General features: G+C 54.8%; 12 protein-coding genes and 1 riboswitch. Of the genes, 10 read left to right on the top strand and 2 right to left on the bottom strand.

Annotation, left to right across the window (positions count from 1 at the left end):
* Positions 1-298: 298 nt before the first annotated feature.
* On the bottom strand, positions 299-601 hold the full coding sequence (locus tag ACI1P1_RS04730; protein ID WP_416215226.1) for a DUF3055 domain-containing protein: 303 nt from the start codon (positions 599-601) through the stop codon (positions 299-301).
* 603 nt (positions 602-1204) lie between these two features.
* Here ACI1P1_RS04730 and ACI1P1_RS04725 point away from each other — a divergent pair.
* On the top strand, positions 1205-2266 hold the full coding sequence (locus tag ACI1P1_RS04725; protein WP_416215225.1) for an HRDC domain-containing protein: 1062 nt from the start codon (positions 1205-1207) through the stop codon (positions 2264-2266).
* A 121-nt stretch (positions 2267-2387) separates the two neighbouring features.
* On the opposite strand, the gene corA is transcribed toward ACI1P1_RS04725, so the two are convergent.
* The gene (corA, locus tag ACI1P1_RS04720; RefSeq protein ID WP_416215224.1) at positions 2388-3323 is read right to left on the bottom strand and encodes a magnesium/cobalt transporter CorA; all 936 of its coding nucleotides are present in this window, start codon (positions 3321-3323) and stop codon (positions 2388-2390) included.
* Between the two features lie 451 nt (positions 3324-3774).
* Between corA and ACI1P1_RS04715 the strand changes: the two genes are divergently transcribed.
* From ACI1P1_RS04715 to ACI1P1_RS04675, 9 genes are all read left to right on the top strand, one after another.
* Positions 3775-5445 carry a response regulator gene (locus ACI1P1_RS04715; RefSeq protein ID WP_416215223.1) on the top strand — a complete coding sequence of 557 codons (1671 nt, stop codon included), beginning with the start codon at positions 3775-3777 and terminating at the stop codon, positions 5443-5445.
* 3 nt (positions 5446-5448) lie between these two features.
* Positions 5449-7257 (top strand): sensor histidine kinase, encoded by a 1809-nt coding sequence (locus ACI1P1_RS04710; RefSeq protein WP_416215222.1) that lies wholly within the window; start codon positions 5449-5451, stop codon positions 7255-7257.
* A complete protein-coding gene (locus ACI1P1_RS04705) occupies positions 7254-8270 on the top strand; it encodes a substrate-binding domain-containing protein (protein WP_416215221.1) in 1017 nt (338 codons plus the stop codon). Before ACI1P1_RS04710 ends, ACI1P1_RS04705 begins: the two co-directional genes overlap by 4 nt.
* A gap of 142 nt (positions 8271-8412) precedes the next feature.
* Complete coding sequence (locus tag ACI1P1_RS04700; protein ID WP_416215220.1) at positions 8413-9489, top strand: galactose ABC transporter substrate-binding protein; 1077 nt, start codon at positions 8413-8415, stop codon at positions 9487-9489.
* A gap of 175 nt (positions 9490-9664) precedes the next feature.
* The gene (locus ACI1P1_RS04695) at positions 9665-11137 is read left to right on the top strand and encodes a sugar ABC transporter ATP-binding protein (protein ID WP_416215583.1); all 1473 of its coding nucleotides are present in this window, start codon (positions 9665-9667) and stop codon (positions 11135-11137) included.
* A 38-nt stretch (positions 11138-11175) separates the two neighbouring features.
* A complete protein-coding gene (gene mglC, locus ACI1P1_RS04690; RefSeq protein ID WP_416215219.1) occupies positions 11176-12207 on the top strand; it encodes a galactose/methyl galactoside ABC transporter permease MglC in 1032 nt (343 codons plus the stop codon).
* A 71-nt stretch (positions 12208-12278) separates the two neighbouring features.
* A riboswitch (SAM riboswitch) is annotated at positions 12279-12386 on the top strand.
* A gap of 78 nt (positions 12387-12464) precedes the next feature.
* On the top strand, positions 12465-13472 hold the full coding sequence (metA, locus tag ACI1P1_RS04685) for a homoserine O-acetyltransferase MetA (RefSeq protein ID WP_416215218.1): 1008 nt from the start codon (positions 12465-12467) through the stop codon (positions 13470-13472).
* A 122-nt stretch (positions 13473-13594) separates the two neighbouring features.
* Positions 13595-14755 (top strand): PLP-dependent transferase, encoded by a 1161-nt coding sequence (locus tag ACI1P1_RS04680; protein WP_416215217.1) that lies wholly within the window; start codon positions 13595-13597, stop codon positions 14753-14755.
* Positions 14756-14910: 155 nt separating this feature from the next.
* Positions 14911-16281, top strand: coding sequence for an EAL domain-containing protein (locus tag ACI1P1_RS04675; protein WP_416215216.1), 1371 nt, complete (start codon positions 14911-14913; stop codon positions 16279-16281).
* Positions 16282-16342: the final 61 nt, after the last annotated feature.

Here is a 16342-nt window from a genome sequence, read left to right as displayed (position 1 = left end):
CCTGTAACGGAACCAGGACGCTCTTAAAGCACCATTTGAGCCCATTTACAAGTTTAACGGAACTAAGAGACTCTTAGGCCGGTGATTCCGCAAATTTTTGGCGGTTTCCCCGGGCTAAGGGCCTTCCAGTTCCGTTATTTTTGGAAGGGGACAAAATTTTGTCTGTAAGAGTCGCTGAGTTCCGTTACAGCTTGGAGTAAGGTGAGTTAGTCTAGGGCGAGTGAGCAAGGCTGGCACATTTGTGGAGCAGTAGCTGAAGGCCGGTGTAGGTTCAAACATGAAGCGCGCACGTTTGTTTCTAGATATCCGTAAAGTTGATCATCCCGATAATTTCCGACAGAAAGGCGCGGAGCTCCTCGGCTTCGTCGGCGGCCAGTTGGTAAACATGTTCCAGATACCCTTCCTCCTCCAGATCGTCGGGGCCGAGTATGGCGGTTTTGCCGGTTTGCAGGTCCGCCACCAGCTGTTTGCCGAAGAAGCGGCTTGTGGATGTTATCGCCAGATCGAACCGCTTGACGCTGGGACCTACAAAGCTGACAAAGCGGGTGGAGGTTTCCTCGGTCATGTCATACAAATAATCCAATTGGTTGGCTGCCGTCATTCGTTCGTACCTCCCATCTTTTGGTGGCTTCATCATACCATAGGGGCTTTCACCGGGTAAAATAATCCGGGGTTCGCCAGAGGGGGGAGCAGGTTTGACCAAAGTGAGCGCAACAGGGGCAGGGGGCGACTATGAGTAACTTTCGGCAGCTGCGCGGATTAAACTCGAAATTTCATATTCAGCTGGCCCAAATTGGCTCTACGGACAGTGTTATACTCGAAAAATCATATATAATCCGCTCCGAAGGGCGATGGGCCAGGAATTATATATGATATTTCATATATAATGTGCCCAAATCAGCCTTAACGAGGAAATAAACTCGAAATTTCATGTTCAGCCCGCGCGGGAAGAGGGGGGAGATGTGCAACCGTCATCCCTCTATCGCCAGCCTGGCATATCTCCTCCTGATCAAGTATGTGGATGTTAGGCCACAGGAAATCATCCTACCCTATTGCCAGCATCCGGTACTTATGCTAGAGTATAGGTAACTTCAAGTATCGGAGGAAGCACCTCTTACGCCTGGCCTGGCGTGAGGGGTGCTTTTTTGCGCATCTGCTGCTGGGCCGGGGGCTTGGAGCCACAACCAGCAGGGAGGCGAAGAGGATGCAGTTAATTTTTTTGAGCACATTGGAATGCCGCAGCGCAGATGGAACATCGGCTACGGCCCAGGTGTCCATCACGGAGCATCAGGGGGCGTTTCGGGTATTGTGGGCCGGAGAGACACAGGATGGCAAAGGCGAGCAGGAGGCGTGGTTTGAGGGGCCGGCGTGGAAGGAAATGCTGCAGGCCTACCGGGAAGGGCTGTGGCAGAAGAGGCTGGCGGGTTATTATCCGCTGGTGGACACCAGCCTGCAAACCTCCGGGGAAGGTGCAAAGTCCAGGGAGCAGCTGATGCTGCAGTTCTATGCGGAAATCCATCATAACCCGGAGCTGTTCCAGGAGCTGCGGAAGTGGAGGCGGCAGCAGGCCCAGAAGGAGAGCAAATCCGCATACTTTGTGGCTACCAACCGGATGCTGCACATGGTAACTGCATTTCTTCCGCACACGATGGAGGAGCTGCGGCAAATCCCCGGCTTCGGCAAACGCAAGGCAGAGGCTTACGGCAGTGAGATTCTAGCTGTTACGGCAGGCAAGGAGCGGTTTGGCGATTTTCCCTTGCATTGGGTTTACGGAGAGGTGGACCAAGGACAGTTTGAGGTGTGGCTGGTACGCCAGCTGAAGTCCAAGGAGGAGCTGGAGGAGCAGCGGGAGCGGATGCGCCGTCTGGTACTGGAGGGGGCCGAGGCTGGACTAACCCTGAAGGAGTTGGCGGAAACCACCGGACAGCCCCGCCGGGAGCTGGTTCTCCTGTTGGAGGAGCTGGACCAGCAGGGGTATAACATGGAGCCCATTATTGCCGCGGAGCTTACCGGTATGGAAATGGACAAGCTGGATGCAGCCGGGAAGCTGTTCACCAAACACGGCCCCCGTTTCCTGAAGCCTGTTCTACAGGAATGGTACACGGTGGAGGAGCTGGAGGGACAGGATCTCAACAATCTCTACGAAAAGCTCCGGCTGCTGCGCATGAGACTGAACCACGCCATGACGGCGGTGGGCGCAGAGCAGCCCCACTCGGAGGACATGGCTCCCGAGGAGGAAGAGGCGCTGGAGGAGGAAGCGGGGTAGTCGCGGGCGGCGGGAGCTTTGAGGGGAATGATATCAGACGATAGACGGCACAAAAAAACGGAGGCGCACCACGCGTCTCCGTTTTCGTTTCTAGGGTGTGTTTGCACCCAGCACAGTTTCCTTACAACCACTCTTTTTTGCGGAACAGATAGAACATGGCGGCGCCAACCCCCACCAGGAGGCCCAGCACGCCGTAATACCCGTATCTCCAATGCAGCTCTGGCATATTGTCGAAGTTCATGCCGTACAAGCTGGTGATGATGGTCATCGGCATAAATATAGTGGTTAATGCGGTAAACATACGCATGATATCATTCATCCGGTTGGACAGGGAGAGCTGGTACGCTTCGCGCAAGTTCCCGATCAGGTCCCGGAAGGTATCGAAGGTCTCATGGATTTTTACGGCATTTTCGTAGATATCGTTAAAATACTTCTGCAGGTTTTCATCAACCAGCCGGAGATCCTTTTTGGTTAAGGCCATAATCACATTCTTCTGCGGCCCCAGCACATTCTTCAGCCACATGATTTCGCTGCGTAAGCCGATAATCTCGTTCTGGTGGGATTTGCGCGGGTGCATCAGAATGTCCTCGTCCAGCTTTTCAATCTTCGATTCGATCCGGTACCCGACCGTGAAGTAATTGTCCACTACTAAATCCAGCAGGAAGTAGAGGAACTTATCCGGCGAGTTGATTTCTTCCTCCATCATAATGGGCTTGATGGAGCGGATTTCCCGCAGCTTCTGGCGGGTGGCGGTAATGACATAATGCTTCCCCAGGAAAATGTTCATCTCCCGCAGGAAAATCTCCTCATCGTCAAACCGGATGCTGTTCACCACAATAAAATAATGGGTGTCGAAAATTTCCAGCTTCGGACGCTGTTCTTCTTCGTTCAGGCAGTCCTCAATGGCCAGATCATGCAGCTGAAACAGCGGCTGGAGGGTTACCAGATCCTCCACTTCCGCGTCGATCCAATAAAATCCGCTTTCCGGCGGGAAAACCGCTTTTGTTACATCATCAATGATTGTAAAAATTCCGTTTTGTACCAGGCGCACTTTCATGGCCATCCCTCCTCATGTTAAACGCTCATCCCCGGATGCAAAGACTAAAAACGGGAACAACGCAAAACACCAGAGGCGGTACACGTTCCGGCTACGTACGTCGGATGTCCCAACTGGTGTTTGACGTATTCATGTTCGTACCGTCTATCCGTCTTAACCTCGCTGGGTTTCCGTCCATACTGACAATCACCTCGACCTAACATCAAATTTTGTGAAGCGGAGAAAATAATTGGTGAGACACTCGTTAGTATAGCCAAGCATGCAGGATTTTTCAACTGCGATTTTCATGGGTGCCGGTCTAAATTCGAAGGGGCGTTGATACGCCTGCAATAATGTATTCCGGCCCAAGATGATCGGCTACGCTGCTTTTCCTTTGAAGCGGAAACCGATACAATATAAGGGAATACGACTTGACGGATAACCGGCGGCTTTCAGTTGCGGAGGGATGCGGATGTATACGGTTTTGGTAGCGGAGGATGAATTTGAAGTCAGAGAAGCCATCGTTTCGGGAACGGATTGGGAAGGGCTAGGCTTTCAGGTGACGGACAGTGCGGAGAACGGGCAGGAGGCATGGGAGCTGTTCGCCAAAGGAGCGCCCGATCTGCTGTTGACGGATATCCGCATGCCGTTTATGGACGGGCTCCAGCTGGCGGAGCGGGTGAAGCGGCAATATCCCGGAACACGTGTGGTTATTTTGTCCGGTTATGATGAATTTGAATACGCCCAGCGGGCATTAAAGCTGTCGGTGGATGAATATGTGCTGAAGCCCTTTTCCTCCGGGGATTTGGCCAATGTGCTGGCGAAGGTACGTACCGTTCTGGATGAGGAGGCCGCGGAGAAACGGGATATGGAGCAGCTCCGGGAGCATTACCGCAGAAGCCTTCCGGTGCTGCGGGAGAATTTTCTGGCTACCCTTATGATGCGGCCGCTGAAGCGCAAGGAACTGGAGGAGAAGTCGGCGCTGTATGACATCCAGCTTACTGGTGTAAGCTTCCAGGTGGCTGTGGTCAGTCTGGATGCAGCAGGGCCCCGGGAGCAGGGGCAGACTGGGGCGGTGCTGGGGGGTGAACCCCGGAGGGAGCAGGCACCCTCCACTATCTCCGAGGACCAGGAGCTGCTGCTTTTTGCCTCCCTCAATATTGCCGAGGAAATAGTGGAGTCGCGAAATCTGGGCCGGGTTTTCCTGCACCAGGGCCAGGTGGTGCTTCTGACCATCGCCCAGCAGGGGGACCTCCAAGCGGTATCGGCGGCAACCATGGCGGCAGCGGAGGAGATCCGCCAGGCCATCGAGCGTTATCTGAAGCAGACGGTGACCATCGGCATCGGCGTGGTGATCCAGGAGCCTGCTGGCTTGTCCTATTCTTACAAGGATGCGGTGCTGGCGTTGGATTATCGGGTCATTCTGGGCGGCAACCGGGTGATTAGCATTGCGGATGTGGAGCAGCGCCATGTAGAGAAGGTGCGTTTTGACGAGCTGAAGGAGCAGTCTCTGGTCCGGTGCCTCAAAACCGGGACGGCGGAGGAATTGAAGGAGATTGTAGAGGGTTTGTTCCAGGGACTGGCGGAGGCCCCCGTGTCCGTGAAGGAATACCAATTGTATCTGATGGAAATTGTAACCGCTGTACTGCGGGCGGCCAAGGACGCCGATGCGGATCTGGACGACCTGTTCGGGGATAATATGGCTACCTTGGCTGAGCTGTACCGCTTTCGGACTCTGGCGGAGGCCAAGGCCTGGCTGTTGGGGATTTGCACCCGTTTGATGGGAAGCATCGCCGTTGTGCGCCAGAGCGCTTTCCATAACCTGGTGGAGGAGGCCATCGCTTATACCCGGACCAATTTCGGAGACAGCGAGCTGTCCATCAACAAGGTGTGCGGCCGGCTGCATATCAGCGCCGGATATTTCAGCAGCATTTTCAAAAAGGAGACCAAACTGACCTTCATTGCCTATCTGCAGCATATCCGCATGGAGGCCGCCAAGGAGCTTCTCCGCACCACGGACCTGCGGGCTTTGGAAATCGCCGAGAAGGTGGGCTATGCCGAACCCAATTATTTCAGCTTCAGCTTCAAAAAACATGTGGGCATGTCGCCCAAGGAGTATCGCAGCAGCGTTAAAGGGGGCTGACCCGTGGGGATCAAATGGAGAGGCTGGGCACTTTTGCGGGGGGCGCGCCGCGGCAAACGGAGCATTCAGGTTTACATGACCACCATATTTACGGCCATTGTTGTCATTGCCATGCTGGCGGTGGGCCTTGTGCTGCATGGCAAGTTCTCCCGGACGGCGGAGGAGAGCGCGTATCTCAACACGGATCAGATTGTGGAGCAGGTAAACTTTAATGTGGAGTATTACCTGCGGGGGATGGAGGAGCTGTTCCGGCAGCTGGAGGAGCGGGTCAGCAAAAGCGCTTCTCTGTCCGGCAAGGAAACACTGGAGCAGCTGGCCACCATCGTCAATACCCGCAATGACCTGGTGTCGGTGAGCGTATTCGATTCCGGGGGCGCCCTCTTGACCGGCTATCCCCATACCCGGCTCCGGAGCAATGTGGATGTGAAGAGCCAGCGCTGGTTCTCGTATGCCTCCGGCTACCCGAATTATCTGCAATATTCACCCCCTCATGTACAAAATCTGTATCCGGGGGAATATAGATGGGTGGTATCCCTCAGCCAGAGTGTGTCCATCCGGGAAAACGGCGGGGAGCGGACGAACGCGGTTATGCTCCTGGACGTGAATTTCCGGGCGATCGATGACATGTGCCGGAGAGTCGCCTTGGGTAAAAAGGGATACATCTATATCACCGATCCAGACGGAAACCTGATCTACCATCCCGAGCAGCAGCTGATTTACCTGGGGCTGAAGGAAGAGCCCAACGGGGCCGAGGTGATGAATTATTCCTACGGCAGCTTCTACAACAAGCAGAACGGGGAGCGCCGTCTGGTCCATGTAAAAACGGTAAAGAATATCGGGTGGAAAATTGTCGGTGTGGCCTATATGGACGAGCTGGTGACCTCGGCTAAGGAAATCAGTGTGTTTATGGTGTGGTTCCTGGTAGCAGTGCTGGTGTGCGTCGTGGCGGTGTCCGCGTACATGTCCGCCGTTATCTCCAAACCCATCAAGCGGCTGGGCCAGTCCATGAAAAGTGTGGAAAGGGGGGACTTCGATTCCGTCATCGCCGTGGCGGGGACCCGGGAGGTGGAGCAGCTGTCCCAGCGCTATAATCTGATGCTGGGCCGGATCAGGGAGCTCATGCGGGAGAATGAACGGGAGCAGGAGGCCAAACGCAGAAGCGAGCTGGAGGTGCTCCAAGCCCAGATCAACCCCCATTTCCTGTACAATACCTTAAATTCAGTGGTGCGTCTCGCCGAGGGTGGGCGCAACAGCGAGGTAGTGACCATGATTACCTCCTTGTCCCGGCTGTTCCGGATCAGCCTGAGCAAGGGCAAAAATATCATTCCTCTACAGGATGAGCTGGAGCATATCCGGCATTATCTCATTATCCAGAATATCCGGTTCAAGCATAAATTCCGGTTCACCATTGAGGCGGAGGAGGCGGTGCTGTCCTGTATGACACTGAAGCTGATTCTGCAGCCCCTGGTGGAGAACGCTATCCAGCACGGTATCGAAATGATGCCCGATGAAGGGGAGATCCGCGTAAAAGCGGGCATTTCGGATGAGAAGCTGCTGATTGTAGTGGCGGATAACGGGCTGGGGATGCCGGAAGAGGTGATGAAAACCATCCTGGACCGGAACCGGACTGCAGCAGGGCACCGGAGCACCGGCTCAGGTGTGGGGGTCCGCAATGTCCATGAGCGGATCCGGCTGACCTTCGGGGAGCCTTATGGACTGGAGTTCGAAAGCAGGCTGGAGGAAGGCACAACAGTGAAGGTGTGGCTGCCGCTGCTGGACGGAGAAGCGGGAACCGGGGAGGAGAAGCCATGAAGCGCAGTATGGACAAAATGGTCATCGCCGCCGGAGCCGCGGTTTTGCTGGGGGCGCTGTTTCTCGCCGATCATTGGCCGTTCCGCGGCATAGGCCCCGGCACGAATGCCGGCTCAGAGGTGCGGACGGGTAAACAAGCCTATACCATCGCTCTGGTGATGGGGATGCGCCACGGTGACTATTGGAAGACGGTGTATACCGGTGCGGAGGCGGCTGCCAAGGAGCTGGGTGCCGGGATCAGCTTCCTCGGTCCCGATGACGAGCTGGACGGGGAAGGACAGGCCCGCCTGGTCCGGCAGGCATTGGCCGATGGGGCCGATGCCATCCTGGTGGCCCCCAATGACGAGGAGCCCTTGGCAGATGCGCTGCGGGAGGCCCAGCAGCAGGTGCCGGTGCTTACGCTGGATTCCGGGCTGGCCACCTTGAAGGTGAAGGCGCATATCGGGACGGATAATTACCGCTCCGGGGCCAAGGCGGCGGAGGAGATGGTCCGTCTGATGGGCGGCGCTCCCGGGAAGATCGCCCTATTGGGTTTTGTGCCGGGAACGCCCAAGGCAGAGGAACGGGAGGCGGGTATCCTCTCGGTACTGAAGCTGCACCCCGAGCTCCAGCTGGCAGGCAAGGCCTATGCGTATTCCGACCAGCAGCGGGCCAAGGAGCTGGTGCTGGAGCTGGAACAGACCTCGGGACCGTTGGACGGGATCATCGCGTTAAACTCGGCGTCTGTATTGGGAGCGGCGGATGCCCTGGAGAGCCTTGGGGAAAAGCGGAGGGCTAAGCTTGTATCCTTCGACAGCACATTGCAGGAGCTGGAGCTGCTGCAGGACGGCGTCATCCGCTCCCTGGTGGTGCAGAATCCCTTCGGCATGGGGTATCTGGGTGTCCGGCATGCCGTGGATGCCCTGATGAAGCGGCAGGTGCCGGAGCAGGTGGATACGGGCTCGGCAGTGGTCCGGACGGAGGACATGTTTTCGCCGGGGAATCAGAAGCTGCTATTTCCGTTAATTAGATAAAACATTCTAATAATTCTAAATAATGAATCCATTCCTCCCACAATGTGATGAGGATTTCGATAGTTCACATGAGGATTTTGAATTCGCAAGGAGGGTGTATTCCGGCATAATAAAGACAGAACTTAAAGGGAGGCTCAATCATATGAAGAAAACAATGATGGTATTGACCACTGGCGCCATTCTGGCTGCTATTGCAGCAGGCTGCGGCGACTCCAAGGATACGGCTTCAAGCCCTGCCGCCTCTGCCGGCGCATCTCCTGCCGCCCAAACTGAAAACGCTTCCGCCAAGCAACCGAATATCGGCGTTGCCATCTACAAATTCGATGATACCTTCATGACCGGGGTACGGAACGCTATCTCTGATGCCGCCAAGGGTGTTGCCAAGGTGGATATTGTAGACAGCCAGAACTCCCAGCCGACCCAGAACGATAAGGTGGATCTGTTCATCACCAAAAAAGTGAGTGCCATGGCCATTAACCCTGTTGACCGTGCGGCTGCCGGCGTCATCATCAACAAAGCGAAAACTGCCAACATTCCGGTGGTGTTCATCAACCGTGAGCCCCTGCAGGACGACATGAAGAAATGGGATAAGGTGTATTACGTAGGCGCCAAGGCCGAGGAGTCCGGCACCATTTCCGGCCAGCTTCTGGTGGACAACTGGAAAGCCAATCCGGCTATGGACAAAAATAAGGACGGCATTCTCCAATACGTCATGCTGAAGGGCGAACCGGGCCATCAGGATGCGGAGCTGCGGACGAAGTTCTCCATTCAAGCCGTTGAGGACGCAGGCATCAAGGTGCAAAAGCTGGCTGAAGATACCGCAATGTGGGACCGGGTAAAGGGTCAAGAGAAGATGGCTGCCTTCCTGGCTGCCAACGGCGACAAGATTGAAGCGGTGCTGGCCAATAACGACGACATGGCGTTGGGTGCCATTGAAGCGCTGAAGGCTGCCGGTTATTTCAAGGACGGCAAAACCATGCCGGTTGTAGGTGTGGATGCTACCGCTCCTGCGTTGAAGGCATTGGAAGAAGGCACACTGCTGGGCACTGTGCTGAATGATGCCAAGAACCAAGGCAAGGCTGCGCTGAAGCTGGCCAACGTGCTGGCCCTGGGCCAAACCCCCAGCAAGGATAACACCGGCTACGACATTACCGACGGCAAGTATGTCTGGATCAAGTACAAGAAAATCACCAAAGCCAACATGGACGAAGCGAAGTAATCTGCGACTATCCACGCAAGCTTTGCCGATGATTGGCTTTTGAATAGAGCGAGGCAAGGAGCAGGCCGGGGGCTTTCCAAGGAAGCCGATGCTTTCGCCCCCGGCTTTCCTATGCCCAAAAATGTCCCCAAAGGGATAGGAGGGAAGGCAAGTGGAGAACGGATATCTGCTGGAGATGAAGGACATCACCAAGGAATTCCCAGGTGTGAAAGCGTTGAACAGTGTTACCCTGCAGGTGCGCCCGGGTACGGTCCACGCCTTGATGGGCGAGAATGGTGCAGGCAAGTCCACCTTAATGAAATGCTTATTCGGCATCTATACACCGGATGGCGGCGAAATGCTGTTGAACGGCCGCAAGCTGGAATTGAAAAGCTCCAAGGATGCTTTGGATCTGGGCATCTCTATGATTCACCAGGAGCTGCATCCCGTTCCCCACCGCAGTGTGGCGGAGAATGTGTGGCTGGGCCGGTTCCCCATGAAGGGGCTTCTGGTAGACCACAAGAAGATGATGCGGGATACGGAAGCGCTGTTTCAAAATCTGAATATGGACATCAATCCGAAGTCGCTGGTAGGGTCACTCTCCGTTTCCAAGGTGCAATCCATTGAAATTGCCAAGGCCGTTTCCTTCAACGCTAAGGTGATTGTGATGGACGAACCCACGTCCTCGCTGACAGGAAATGAGGTGGAGCAGCTGTTCCGGATCATCCGGGACCTGCGCAGCCGTGGCGTTTCGATTATCTATATTTCGCACAAAATGGAGGAAATTCTCCGCATCTCCGACGAGGTGACCATCATGCGGGACGGCGCCAAAATCGGCACCTGGGAAGCCTCCCAGCTCACCACGGATCTGATCATCTCCCGGATGGTCGGCCGGGATCTGAGCCAGCGTTTCCCGCCCCGGACCAATGTGCCAGGCGGCACGCTGATGAAGCTGGAGGGACTGACCTCTGCCAATCCCCAGTCCTTCAAGGATATATCCTTCGAGCTCCGGCGCGGTGAAATTCTCGGCATCGGCGGTCTGGTGGGCTCTCAGCGGACCGAGCTGGTGGAAGCCATCTTCGGGTTGCGGGCATTGGCCTCCGGCAAGATTCAGCTGAACGGCAAGGATGTGAAGATCAAATCTCCGGTGGATGCCATCCGCCACAGAATCGCTCTGTTGACGGAGGAACGGCGGGCTACGGGCATTTTCCCGGTGCTGAATATTTTTGAGAATACGGTGATCTCCAATCTGGGCCGTTACCAGCGTCCGCATCTTCTGTTGGACAAAAAACAGATGAAGGCGGATGTGGAAAGCAGCATCCAGCGACTGCGGGTGAAGACACCATCCAGCAGCCAGCTCATCAAAAATCTCTCCGGCGGCAACCAGCAAAAGGTGCTGCTGGCCCGCTGGCTGCTAACCGAGCCGGATATTCTGCTTCTCGATGAACCCACCCGAGGCATTGACGTAGGCGCCAAATACGAAATTTATACGATTATCGCCGACCTGGCGAAGCAGGGCAAAAGCGTCATTATGATTTCCTCGGAAATGCCCGAGCTTCTGGGAATGTCCGACCGGGTGCTGGTGATGAATGAAGGCCGGTTAAGCGGCATTGTCGACGGCAAAACCGCAACGGAGCAAGAGGTCATGCGCCTGGCCGCACAGGCTTAACCCCACCGCTATTACGAATCCCATAGGAGGATTGCGCGATGAACAACATTGCCCTTAAAGAAAATCTGAGAAAGTCCAAAAGCGTTTTTTCGCAGAATGCCATTTATTTCGTGCTGATCGCTCTGATTGCGGGCATTGCCATTAAGGACCCCAATTTCTTGTCCATCAATATTCTGCGGGACATTCTGCTGCAGAATTCCACCAAGGCGATTATCGCGTTAGGCGCCGCCTTTATCCTGATTACCGGGGGAACGGATCTTTCCTCGGGCCGGCTGGTGGGATTATCCGCCGTCATCTCGGCGTCCATGCTGCAGGCCTCGGATTATCCGAGACTGTTCTTCCCGAACCTGCCGGAATTGCCCCTGTTTGTACCCATTATTCTGGCTATCCTGGTAGGTTTGGCAGTGGGCCTTATGAACGGCTGGATTGTGTCCCGCTTTAATGTGCCTCCCTTTATCGCCACTTTGGGCACCATGGTAATTGTTTATGGTTTGAACTCTCTATATTTTGACATGAAACCCAACGAATCCCAACCTATTGGCGGCCTGCGCAATGACTTCTCCCACCTGGGTACCGGTTATATCGGTCCCAGCGGGCCTTATTCCATCCCCTACATCGTCATAATCGCCATTGGTGTGGCCGCGTTGGTGTGGATCATCTTCAACAAAACCCGCCTGGGCAAAAATATGTACGCCATCGGCGGCAATATCCAAGCCGCGGTAGTCTCCGGGATCAATGTGAAGCGGAATTTGATCTACATCTACTCCATCGCCGGTGCGTTGTATGGCCTGGCCGGTGTTCTGGAGGCGGCCCGTACAGGTGGCGCCACCAACAACTACGGCAACATGTATGAGCTGGACGCCATCGCGGCTTGCGTGGTCGGCGGGGTATCCACCTCCGGCGGCATCGGTACCGTACCGGGTGTGATGGCCGGGGTGCTGATCTTCGGCGTTATCAACTACGGCCTAACCTTCATCGGGGTGAGCCCCTACTGGCAGCTGATTATCAAGGGCCTGATCATCGTGGCCGCCGTGGCCTTCGACATCCGCAAGTATGTGGCGAAAAAATAACGGAAATGCACGCAGAACTCCCTTGACTTTGACGCAAAATTCAGTAAAATTATAAACAATCTAATATATCTGTCTTATCGAGAGTAGGCGGAGGGACTAGCCCGATGAAGCCCGGCAACCGGCACGTTTGTGCACGGTGCTAATTCTTGCAGAAGCGTAAGCTTTCTGGGAGATAAGAGAGAGGTTGTCCGTAAAGCTGAACAGACAGGACCTTTCTCTTTGGAGAAGGGTCCTTTTTTGTAAAGGAGATGATACGAGTGCCCATTAAAATTCCCGACCATTTGCCCGCCAAAGAAGTGCTCATCAACGAGAACATTTTCGTGATGGAAGAGAAAGTGGCTTTCCACCAGGACATTCGTCCTTTGCGGATTGCCATCATGAACCTGATGCCTACCAAGGAAACCACGGAAACCCAGATTCTGCGGCTATTGTCCAATACGCCCCTGCAGGTGGAGTTTGAGCTGCTGCATCCGGCCACTCACCAATCCAAGAATACCTCCAAGGAGCACCTGAACCTGTTTTACAAAACCTTCGACGAGGTGGCGGACCAGCAGTTCGACGGTATGATTATTACCGGAGCGCCGGTGGAAACCATGGAATTCGAGGATGTCACGTATTGGAACGAGCTGACCCGGATTATGGAGTGGAGCAAGGCTAATGTCACCTCCACCCTGCATATCTGCTGGGCCTCCCAGGCAGGCTTATATTATCACTTTGGTGTGCCCAAGTATCCCTTGTCCGACAAAATGTTCGGGGTATTCCCGCACCGCATCAACAAAGCCAACGTTAAGCTTCTCCGCGGCTTCGACGAAATCTTCATGGTCCCCCAGTCCCGCCACACGGAGGTCCGCAGAGAGGATCTGGAGGGGCTGCCCGGACTGGAAATCCTGTCGGAATCCGAGGAGGCGGGGGTATATATTGCAGCTACTACGGACGGCAGGCAGATTTTTGTGACGGGGCATTCGGAATACGATCCCTGTACCCTGAAGTGGGAATATGACCGGGATGTGGGCAAGGGGATGGACATTGCCATCCCGCACAACTATTATCCGGACAACGATCCGGCGAAGCTGCCGCCCATCACCTGGAGAGCCCACGCCAATCTCTTGTTTTCCAACTGGCTGAACTATTATGTGTACCAGGAGACCCCGTACGATCTAAGCGAGCTGAAAAAACAAGCGGAGCTTCTGCCCGCAGCCGCTGCCCAGCACGGGCGCCAGGCTGCCGTCGAGGCAGAGGCATATGACTGGGGCGCAGGAATATAACACAATCCCCCAAAAGTGACGCGAAGCTCTGTAGCATATTCCGATTACTTTTGGGGGAGCCCCCGGTTACAGAAAACAACAAACAATTAAAGATGACAGTCCACATAAAAGGAGAGAAATCCATGAAGATTGAGAGTATTCTGGCCCAGATCGGCTCCCTGTCGGAGCCGGTTACGGGGGCGCTGAGCTTCCCCGTCTACCAGTCCACCTGTTACCGTCATCCGGAGGTGGGCAAAAGCACCGGCTTTGATTACACCCGCACCAAAAATCCGACCCGGTCTGTGCTTGAGGATGCCATTGCCCAATTGGAAGGTGGGGATGCCGGCTTTGCCAACAGCTCCGGTATGGCTTCGCTGCAGACTGTATTCGCCTTGTTCAGCCAAGGGGACCATCTGATCGTTTCCCTGGACCTGTACGGGGGTACCTACCGGCTGCTGGAAAAGGTGATGAGCCGGTTCGGTGTGAGCGCCACCTATGTGGACACCAACAACCTGGATGAGCTGGAGGCCAGCCGAGGTCCCAATACCAAAGCGGTGCTGATCGAAACCCCCACCAACCCTCTGATGATGGTGACAGATCTAGAGCGGGTTGCGGCTTGGGCTAAAACCCACGGGTTGCTTACCATCGTGGACAATACCCTGCTGACCCCCTTTTTCCAGCGGCCCATCGAGCTTGGAGCCGATATTGTGGTGCACAGCGCCACCAAGTATCTGGGCGGGCATAACGACGTGCTGGCTGGACTGATTGTCACCAAAGGCAAGGAATTGTCCGAGCAGGTCGGATTTTTGCATAACTCCTTGGGTGCGGTGCTGGGTCCGCAGGATTCCTGGCTGCTTGTCCGCGGCATGAAAACTCTGGCGCTGCGGATGGAGCGCCATCAGGCCAATGCTACAGCCATTGCCACCTTCCTGGAGGGGAATCCCTTTATTGAGCAGGTTTATTATCCGGGGCTGCCCTCACATCCGGGCTATGAGGTCCAAAGCCGCCAGTCCTCCGGCAACACCGGGATCTTCTCCTTCCGGGTGAAGCATCCGGGTATGGTGCCGGTTATTCTAAGGGAAATCCGGCTGATTGCCTTTGCAGAAAGCCTGGGCGGTGTGGAATCCCTGATGACCTATCCGGCGGTCCAAACCCATGCCGATATTCCCCGGGAAATTCGCGATAAAGTGGGCGTAGATGACAAACTACTCCGTTTTTCGGTAGGGATAGAGCATGCGGATGATCTGATCGAGGATCTTGCCAGAGCAATTGACCAGGCGGCCCGCGAGGTTGGCCTTCATTAAATTCGACAACTTGTCGAATTTTGTTCAAAAGTGTGGTTTTCGTCAAACAGAATTCGAAATATTCCCCTATGACTACTATGAGACTTGTGATAAAATGGTAGTGTTCGCATTGCTTGAAATCCGTCAGTCAACATGACCGCGAGGGGGGAAATATCATGCGCAGCATGGTTAACAACGGTACCTGGCGCAAACAGCTTTCCATGCTGTCTCTATTGCCACTGCCTGACCGAATGCTGAAATATTTTCCTCCCGGTTTTATATTGCGGGACCCGGTGTACCGGCGGGTGGAGAAGTTGAAGCGCTCCGGCGGAAAGGCCGCATTAATGCTTTTCCATCTGGAGGACTACCACCAATGGCTGAAGGAGGCCACTCCCGATTTTCTCGTCAGAGTCGAGAAGGAGCTGCGGAAGATTTTCCTTGAAACGGCCAGAATGTACATCACCGAGGATGATTTTATCGGGGTCAAGCAGCATCTATCCAATGAGATTTCCCTGTTTGTCCGGTTCGATTCCCATCAGGATTTTGGCCGGTGCGGGCTTGTGGCAGGCAAGATCAGGGAGGAATTCGAGAAACGGATCGAACGCCAATTCAGCTTACATATGGAATCCAGCCTGACGATCAGAACGGGCTGCTCTGTTATTGAAGACAGCGCCAACGGGATGGGCTTTGCTATAGAAGCAGCCTACCAACAAGCTATGGCTGCCGCTGCCAAGAACCTGCCGGCACACTTCGCTATGCAGACTATGGAGCTGAAGGAGATTATCCGCATGGAGAATCTCACTGTGCTGACTCAGCCTATTATGGACCTGAAAACAGGAGAGGTATACGGATGGGAGATCCTGTCCCGCGGGCCCAAAAACTCCGTTTTCCATAACCCTGTGGAATTGTTCGAGTTCGCCGATCAAACAGATCTTTTACCGGAGCTGGAATGGCTGGTTATCCAGAAGGCGATCCGGGAGATTACGGAGCGGCAGATCAAGGAGCAGGTGTTTATCAATATTACACCGGTATCCTTGTCCGATCCCCAGCTTCTCGGGCGGCTCCTGGAGCATCTCAAGCTTTCCGGACTGGATTCCACGCAATTTATATTCGAGATTACGGAACGGCATTCCATTAATGACTTCGAACAGATGGCGGGCATTGTCCGTTCATACCGCACCCAGGGCTTCCGCTTTGCGGTCGATGATGCAGGCTCCGGTTATTCCAGCCTTCAATCCATCTCCGAGCTGATCCCTGACATTATCAAGATCGACAAGTCGGTCATCCGCAATATCGACAGGGAAGCGGTGAAGCAGGCCATGCTCCGGTCGCTCCTGTACTTCGCGGAGAATATAAACTGTACGGTCATTGCCGAAGGTGTGGAGCGGGAGGAAGAAGCCAACGTGCTGCTGCAGAATCAGGTGCATATGGGCCAGGGCTATTATTTTGCCAGACCCCAACCCTTCGAGCATGGGCGCAACGTCATCCAATTCCAAACCCTCAAGGAAAAAATAATACATATGCGCAAGATGGCATCCGGTCAATAACGGAAAAACCTTACATAGAGCATCCTTCCCGCCCGCCGGGAGGGGTGCTTTTATATGGCAA

This window comes from Paenibacillus mesotrionivorans, from assembly GCF_046098205.1.
In the GTDB taxonomy this organism is placed as follows: domain Bacteria; phylum Bacillota; class Bacilli; order Paenibacillales; family NBRC-103111; genus Paenibacillus_AR; species Paenibacillus_AR mesotrionivorans.
Note: the sequence above shows the minus strand (reverse complement) of the source record. Positions and strands in the feature narration are given on the sequence as shown.

Coding starts and splice junctions, on each gene's coding strand:
- ACI1P1_RS04730 (WP_416215226.1), bottom strand. CDS start 601: ATGACGGCAGCCAACCAATTGGATTATTTGTATGACATGACCGAGGAA.
- ACI1P1_RS04725 (WP_416215225.1), top strand. CDS start 1,205: ATGCAGTTAATTTTTTTGAGCACATTGGAATGCCGCAGCGCAGATGGA.
- corA (WP_416215224.1), bottom strand. CDS start 3,323: ATGAAAGTGCGCCTGGTACAAAACGGAATTTTTACAATCATTGATGAT.
- ACI1P1_RS04715 (WP_416215223.1), top strand. CDS start 3,775: ATGTATACGGTTTTGGTAGCGGAGGATGAATTTGAAGTCAGAGAAGCC.
- ACI1P1_RS04705 (WP_416215221.1), top strand. CDS start 7,254: ATGAAGCGCAGTATGGACAAAATGGTCATCGCCGCCGGAGCCGCGGTT.
- ACI1P1_RS04700 (WP_416215220.1), top strand. CDS start 8,413: ATGAAGAAAACAATGATGGTATTGACCACTGGCGCCATTCTGGCTGCT.
- ACI1P1_RS04695 (WP_416215583.1), top strand. CDS start 9,665: ATGAAGGACATCACCAAGGAATTCCCAGGTGTGAAAGCGTTGAACAGT.
- mglC (WP_416215219.1), top strand. CDS start 11,176: ATGAACAACATTGCCCTTAAAGAAAATCTGAGAAAGTCCAAAAGCGTT.
- ACI1P1_RS04680 (WP_416215217.1), top strand. CDS start 13,595: ATGAAGATTGAGAGTATTCTGGCCCAGATCGGCTCCCTGTCGGAGCCG.
- ACI1P1_RS04675 (WP_416215216.1), top strand. CDS start 14,911: ATGCGCAGCATGGTTAACAACGGTACCTGGCGCAAACAGCTTTCCATG.